Origin of the sequence: Nostoc sp., from assembly GCF_036916575.1 — a bacterium.
Lineage (GTDB): Bacteria > Cyanobacteriota > Cyanobacteriia > Cyanobacteriales > Nostocaceae > Nostoc.
Map to the genome: position 1 here is coordinate 46,240 of NZ_JBALGC010000114.1, position 6,136 is coordinate 52,375.

Sequence of the window (6,136 nt, forward strand, 5' to 3'; positions counted from 1 at the left end):
TCGAGTTTAGCACTTTTGGGCTAGTGGCGACGGCGTGAGCGATCGTTCACAGGAATCGGAATCAGTTCCGGTTCCGGTTCAGCATTTGGCCCTAACAGGCTCTCAATTAGCCTACGCGCTAATTCCTTAAGCTTTTCCAGCACCTTTTCTATATAGTCCATGAACTGACCGCTCCTGAGATACTACCTCAATTTTTGATTAACAGGTACGCAGAAAATGGCATATTTTCGCACCTCTGGCTTCCAACTGGGCACAGACACAATCCCATATATGGGACATAAGCCACTTCTAAAATTTGGCGTTGTGTTTTCCCTTACTTTTTACAGTATCACACTTGAACCTACCGAACTGCATCCTATCAAGGATGGATATTAAGGATCGAACTTGGGACTCTTGACTACGAATTTTAGATTTTGGATTTTGGATTAAAATAATTTTGGGGTTCATGCCCACGCCCCTAGTAGGCGAAATAAATCTAAAATCTAAAAGACGCTCCTTCTCCCAAGGGGAGACGCTTACGCGAACGTCGCTCTAAGCGAAGCTATGCCGTTGGCGCAGCCTCTCGTAGAGAAGGCTTTACCCTACGCTATCGTAAATCTAAAATCCAAAATTAGCTGACTTGCAATTAACCTTTTGTGCCCTTTTTTTTCGCAGCGGTCGTTGATGACTTAGCAGTTGACTTAGATTTGGAACTCGTTGATTTACTCGTTTTGCGAGTCGATTTCCCAGTCGATGCCTTAGCTGCTAACAAGTTCAACGCCGCAGCCAGCGTTATATCTTCTACCGATTGACCTTCTGGAATACTCACATTAGTTTTGCCATGCTTGATGTAAGGACCATAGGGACCATCGTAGATATTGACTGTTTCTCCGTCCTCTGGATGTATACCCAATTCGCGTAAGGCTGCCTTGGACTTGCTGTTGGTGGAACTGCGTCCCTTTTTTGGTTCGGACAACAACTCTAATGCACGTTCTAGGCTAATTGTCAATACATTATCAGCAGCTTTCAGGGAACGGTAATCTTTCCCCTCCTTACCCTGGTCATGAACGACATAAGGGCCAAAGCGTCCCAAACTTGCTTGAATTTTGCCGCCAGTGACTGGATGAACTCCCAATGTCCGGGGTAGTGCCAACAGACCAACAGCCATTTCCAGGGTAACGGTTTCCGGGGTGACGCCTTTGAGTAGAGAAGCTTGTTTCGGTTTGGGGTTTTCGTCAGTCTTGTCACCCAATTGGACATAGGGTCCATAAGCACCAATTTTCACATAAATCGGTTCACCAGTTTCGGGATGCCGACCTACCTGGTCAGGGCCTGTGGTTTTTTGTCGCAGCAATACTTCTACCTGTTTGGGGTCGAGGTCAGCTGGTGTCAAGTCTTTGGGAATTGAGGCAGTGACAACTCCGTTACCATTTTCAACTTCAATGTAGGGGCCATATTTACCAATGCGGACTTTGGCGTCTAGATTCTCCAGTTCTACAGTCCTAGCTTTGGTAGCATCAATTTGACTTTCCTGTTCTTTGACCAGGGTTTCCAGCCCTTTCTCTCCCAAATAGAATTGCTGCAAGTATGGTAGCCATTTCGCTTCACCTGTGGCAATGTCATCAAGAGTTTGCTCCATCTTCGAGGTAAAACTGGGATCAACAACGTCCGGAAAATGTTTTTCCAGCAAATCGGTGACAGCGAAAGCAGTGAAAGTAGGAATGAGAGCGTTACTCACCAATTGGGCATAACCCTTGTCGATGATCGTGCCAATGATGCTAGCGTAGGTACTGGGACGACCAATACCTTCGCTTTCCAAGGTTTTTACCAAAGTAGCTTCAGTGTATCTAGCTGGCGGTTGGGTTTCGTGCCCAACAGCTTCTAGTTCTGTACAATTTGGATGATCTCCCACTTTCAAATTAGGCAAAATTACTTCCTGGTCTTCTAATGCTGCTTCCGGGTCATCTGAGCCTTCAACGTAGGCACGTAAGTATCCTGGAAATTCAATCCGTTTGCCAGAAGAACGGAACCCAGCGTCCTCAACTTGCAATTGCACGGTAATTTGAGTTTGCCGAGAATCAGCCATTTGACAAGCGACAGTACGCTTCCAAATCAAATCGTAAACGGCAAGTTCCCGACCGCCCAAACCAGTTTCTTGAGGGGTGCGGAAACTGCTACCTGCTGGACGAATTGCTTCGTGTGCCTCTTGTGCGCCTTTGGATTTGGTAGTGTATTGCCGAGGTTGGGGACTAAGGTATTGTTGACCGTAGAGCTTTTCTACACAATTACGAGCAGCTGCGATCGCCTGATCTGACAAATGCACCGAATCTGTCCGCATATAGGTAATATAACCCTGCTCATACAAATTTTGGGCAATCCGCATCGTGTCACGGGCTGAGAGGCGCAGTTTTCGGTTAGATTCTTGTTGCAACGTCGAGGTGGTGAACGGTGGCGCCGGTTTGCGCGTCACTGGGCGTTCCTCAATGTCGTTAACACTCCAGGTTTTTCCAGTCAGGCGTTCCTTGAGCGCTACTGCTTGGTCTTCGTTGAGCAATAAGACATTGCGACCTGCGGTAATTTGTCCGGTTGCTGCGTCAAAATCACTGCCGTTAGCTATTTTGGTTCCTCCCAATGTGACCAGTTGGGCACCAAAGGGGGTTTTTTCCTTAGACAAACTAGCTTTCAAATCCCAGTACGTACCCTCATGGAAAGCGCGGCGTTGGTGTTCCCTAGTAACTAAAAGTCGCACGGCTACAGATTGCACTCGCCCAGCAGATAATCCCCAGGCGATTTTTTTCCATAGCAGTGGAGACAGGGTATAGCCCACAAGTCGATCTAAAATCCGCCGCGTTTCTTGGGCGCGAACCAACTGTTCATCGATATTGCGGCAGTTTTTCAACGCTTTTTTAATAGCGTCTTGGGTAATTTCGTGGAACACCATCCGCTTAGTCGGAACTTTTGGCTTCAGCAATTGGTATAAATGCCAACTAATGCTTTCACCTTCCCGGTCTTCGTCCGTTGCCAGAATCAGTTCATCTACATCTTTGAGGGCTTCTTTGAGCTGAGTGACAATTTTCTTTTTGTCTTTCGGGACAACATATACCGGTTCAAAGTCGGCGTCCACATTTACCCCTAGCTGCGCCCATGTTTCCCCCTTGACGGCAGCGGGAATTTCACTAGCCGACTGGGGGAGGTCACGCACATGACCCATAGACGCCTCCACCCGATAGCCTGATGGCAGGTAGTTGCGAATGGTACGAGCTTTGGTTGGAGATTCGACGATGACGAGAGTTGACATGGAAATTTCAAAAAAAGAATAGCTGCTAAGCTAAACAGTCAAATTGAGGTAATTTTTACAAATTGTCAAGATAAAAGGTCACGCTTAGGGCGGTGATTTAATCCTTACATAAACTGCCTGCTTGGGAGAAAATGCGCTGAACTTAGGACTCAGTCTTTCCCAGAGGATAGGGGAGGGTAACGCTGGGTGTGAATTTCCAGCTATTTCAATCTTTAACTTATCTAACGCATAATTGGCGACTACAGTTTTCAAAATACCCCGCAAGAAGTGTAAGACGACGATATTTTTTGTCAATGAGGGAGCAGAGCAGAAAGAGGTAAAATTTTTCATTTTGCCCAATGCCCACTTTCATAAAGCTTGTGCCAAAATTAAACCAAACTTGAGAGCAAAAGCGAAGTGGGGTTTGTACCCATGTCAGGAAAGCAAAACCATGTAACCGATTCGTCAAGGTGATGTAATCTTACTGCCTGTGCAGCAAATTGAAGGACAAAAAATACCTCACTTAACTTTGGCAGAAGGCGAAGTTACCGGGCATAAACATCGCATTAGTGAGTGAAACGCAGAATTATACGAAAAAGATAGCACAGTCTATTTGCGTGTGTTTTCAGAGTCCGCATTCCTAGTTCATGAGGAGCATAAAACTATTTCTATTCCCCAAGGTAACTGAATGGTGAAAATTCAGCGAGAATACGAGCCTGAAGGTTGGCGATATGTCACTGATTGAAAAGTTAACGCCTGAGCAAGAGGCTTTAATTCCAGTTTATCGCCAGAAGTGGAGAGCGATCGCGTTTTCTACTGAGCGTCTCGATAAAGATAAAGCTGTAGAAGCGATAAAATCTGGGTATATAGCAATTCGTAAACAACAGCCTAAAATTATTTTTTGTGAAAGTCCGTATGCTGGTCTAAAACTTGTTATTCAAAAACAACTAAAGCAACGATTGAATACTGAATTTTACAACCAGTTATTGTACCAATTTACAAATGAATTATATGGACAACTAACATATCAATTAGACAGTCAAGTCATCAGCCAAATACTTACTGTTGTACCATCAACTTTAAATATACTGGAAGATATATTAAGAGTAGAATTAAAAATTAAACTTCAACAGGAAACTAATCTTCGTAGTCCTTGATTTAAAGCTCAATTATATTCGTGCGCGTGCAGTTACTTAGATTTTTATATTTCGGTGTTAAATTGCTTTTACAACCAAATACAATGGCAAGCTTTACAGTCGCTACTAAAGTATTGTAGCTGGATTCTGCCTTACGAAAATATTTATATTGTCTGCGATCGCCTGCTTCACTGCGCTTCGACAATCAAAATCGCCTCCACGCTGAAGGCGAATCCGCCATTGAATTTACCGATGGATATAGCCTTTACTCATATCATGGTGTAACCTTGCCTGAAAAATACGGTAAAATCCACCCGCAACAATGGCAAGCTACTTGGCTTTTAACAGAAGAAAATGCCGAACTACGGCGAGTACTAATTCAGGGTATAGGTTACGGCAGAATTTGCGAATAATTGCAAGCTATTGAATTAGATACTTGGACTGAATACACACTATTAAAAATTGATGCTGATGTTGATGAAGAACTAATTTTTTTATCGTAAATCAAGCGGTTTAAGACCCCTACGTCTACACGTAGCATCAGTTTCAGTCGGGATTTAAATCCCCTTATGTAAATGTCTTTAATGCGTGAATTTTGAATTGTTAAATTTACTATTTTTTTAGCTTGTTGTCCAACTCACAATTCAGGTTTGCACAGCAAATTCTTCTGGATCAATTCCCCAATTTACCCAGCGAATCTTCACGCACTGATTTCATTTCAGGTGAAACACGCAAGGCGTGAATGAATCCTGTACTGGGGCAAGTCATTTTTAATAATGCCTGCAATGTTACCTTTTTTACCAATATCCGGTAAAGCCAGTGTGACGGTAGAGTTGCAGATGCGATGTTTAATAATTATCTAATTTTAATATTAAACTACGTATATATATGTAGATGACTTAGAAGATAATTGTGTTTACATTATTGATTTTAAATAGCTTTTTTCTATCTTCAGATTTATTGAGTCAATAAATTTTTTTGATAAAAATAATTCCTACCTACTACACAAATACCAGGACGGTATGCCAAGGTATGGGTATCAAATGTTTAAGGAAATAAATCAATGTCTACTCTGCAAAAACTATCATTAGCCTTAGTTGGAACAGCAGTTGTTTTGATGGGTGCTAACCCAGCTGGTGCTGTTACCCTGACTAAAGGAGGTTCCACACCTGTTGCAGGAGAAGGTCAATATACTAATATTCAAGGAGCTACAACGATCAACTTCAATTCCGGGACAGCAACCGATCCAAACGGATTTGTTACTTACTCTGCAACCAATGGAATTGTTCAAGGGAGTGTAGATGGTCAATATGCTAGCCCCTTCGGTGATACCAGCAAATACTTAACGGTTGCGCCACAAGGTGTCCAAGCTAACGGACAAAATATTGCAGGAAACACTGGTAATGAAACTATTACCTTTGCTAAGGCTGTTGATTACTTTGGTCTCTACTGGGGGTCAATAGACGCATATAACTATGTGGATGTCTATAGTAAAGGTAATCTACTAAAAACATTTAGTGGCGCAGATGTTCCAGGCGCTCCAGCCGATGGTCAACAGAGTGGTAGTGCAAATAATGTCTATGTTAATTTGTTGGCAAATACTAGTATAGGAGAGACTTTTGATAAAGTAGTTTTGAGATCAACTAGCCTTGCATTTGAAACTGATAACCATAGCTACAGATTAGCTAGTGTCCCTGAACCTACTGCAACATTGGGCTTGCTAGCGTTGGGTGTTATGAGTGCT

At 43.1% G+C, this 6,136-nt stretch carries 6 protein-coding genes and 1 pseudogene; 5 read left to right on the plus strand and 2 right to left on the minus strand.

What is annotated here, in order from left to right; all coding sequences use genetic code 11:
• Window positions 1-20: 20 nt before the first annotated feature.
• Together V7L29_RS25470 and topA are read right to left on the minus strand one after the other, a co-directional pair.
• The gene (locus tag V7L29_RS25470; protein WP_334693411.1) at window positions 21-161 is read right to left on the minus strand and encodes a hypothetical protein; all 141 of its coding nucleotides are present in this window, start codon (window positions 159-161) and stop codon (window positions 21-23) included.
• A 464-nt stretch (window positions 162-625) separates the two neighbouring features.
• On the minus strand, window positions 626-3,277 hold the full coding sequence (gene topA, locus V7L29_RS25475; protein ID WP_334737178.1) for a type I DNA topoisomerase: 2,652 nt from the start codon (window positions 3,275-3,277) through the stop codon (window positions 626-628).
• A gap of 439 nt (window positions 3,278-3,716) precedes the next feature.
• Between topA and V7L29_RS35625 the strand changes: the two are divergent.
• From V7L29_RS35625 to V7L29_RS25495, 5 genes and pseudogenes are all read left to right on the plus strand, one after another.
• Window positions 3,717-3,944 (plus strand): annotated as a pseudogene (locus tag V7L29_RS35625) (hypothetical protein).
• A gap of 43 nt (window positions 3,945-3,987) precedes the next feature.
• A complete protein-coding gene (locus V7L29_RS25480; protein WP_334737179.1) occupies window positions 3,988-4,413 on the plus strand; it encodes a hypothetical protein in 426 nt (141 codons plus the stop codon).
• Between the two features lie 54 nt (window positions 4,414-4,467).
• Window positions 4,468-4,677, plus strand: a complete 210-nt coding sequence (locus tag V7L29_RS25485; protein WP_334737180.1) for a hypothetical protein — start codon at window positions 4,468-4,470, stop codon at window positions 4,675-4,677.
• The gene (locus V7L29_RS25490) at window positions 4,584-4,805 is read left to right on the plus strand and encodes a DUF6745 domain-containing protein (RefSeq protein ID WP_442944259.1); all 222 of its coding nucleotides are present in this window, start codon (window positions 4,584-4,586) and stop codon (window positions 4,803-4,805) included. Before V7L29_RS25485 ends, V7L29_RS25490 begins: the two co-directional genes overlap by 94 nt.
• A gap of 650 nt (window positions 4,806-5,455) precedes the next feature.
• The coding region (locus V7L29_RS25495) for an Npun_F0296 family exosortase-dependent surface protein (protein WP_334737181.1) at window positions 5,456-6,136 on the plus strand (681 nt) is incomplete at its 3' end.

Excerpts from the sequence above, each read along its gene's own strand:
- topA (WP_334737178.1), bottom strand. The coding sequence starts at position 3,277 with ATGTCAACTCTCGTCATCGTCGAATCTCCAACCAAAGCTCGTACCATT.
- V7L29_RS25480 (WP_334737179.1), top strand. The coding sequence starts at position 3,988 with ATGTCACTGATTGAAAAGTTAACGCCTGAGCAAGAGGCTTTAATTCCA.
- V7L29_RS25470 (WP_334693411.1), bottom strand. The coding sequence starts at position 161 with ATGGACTATATAGAAAAGGTGCTGGAAAAGCTTAAGGAATTAGCGCGT.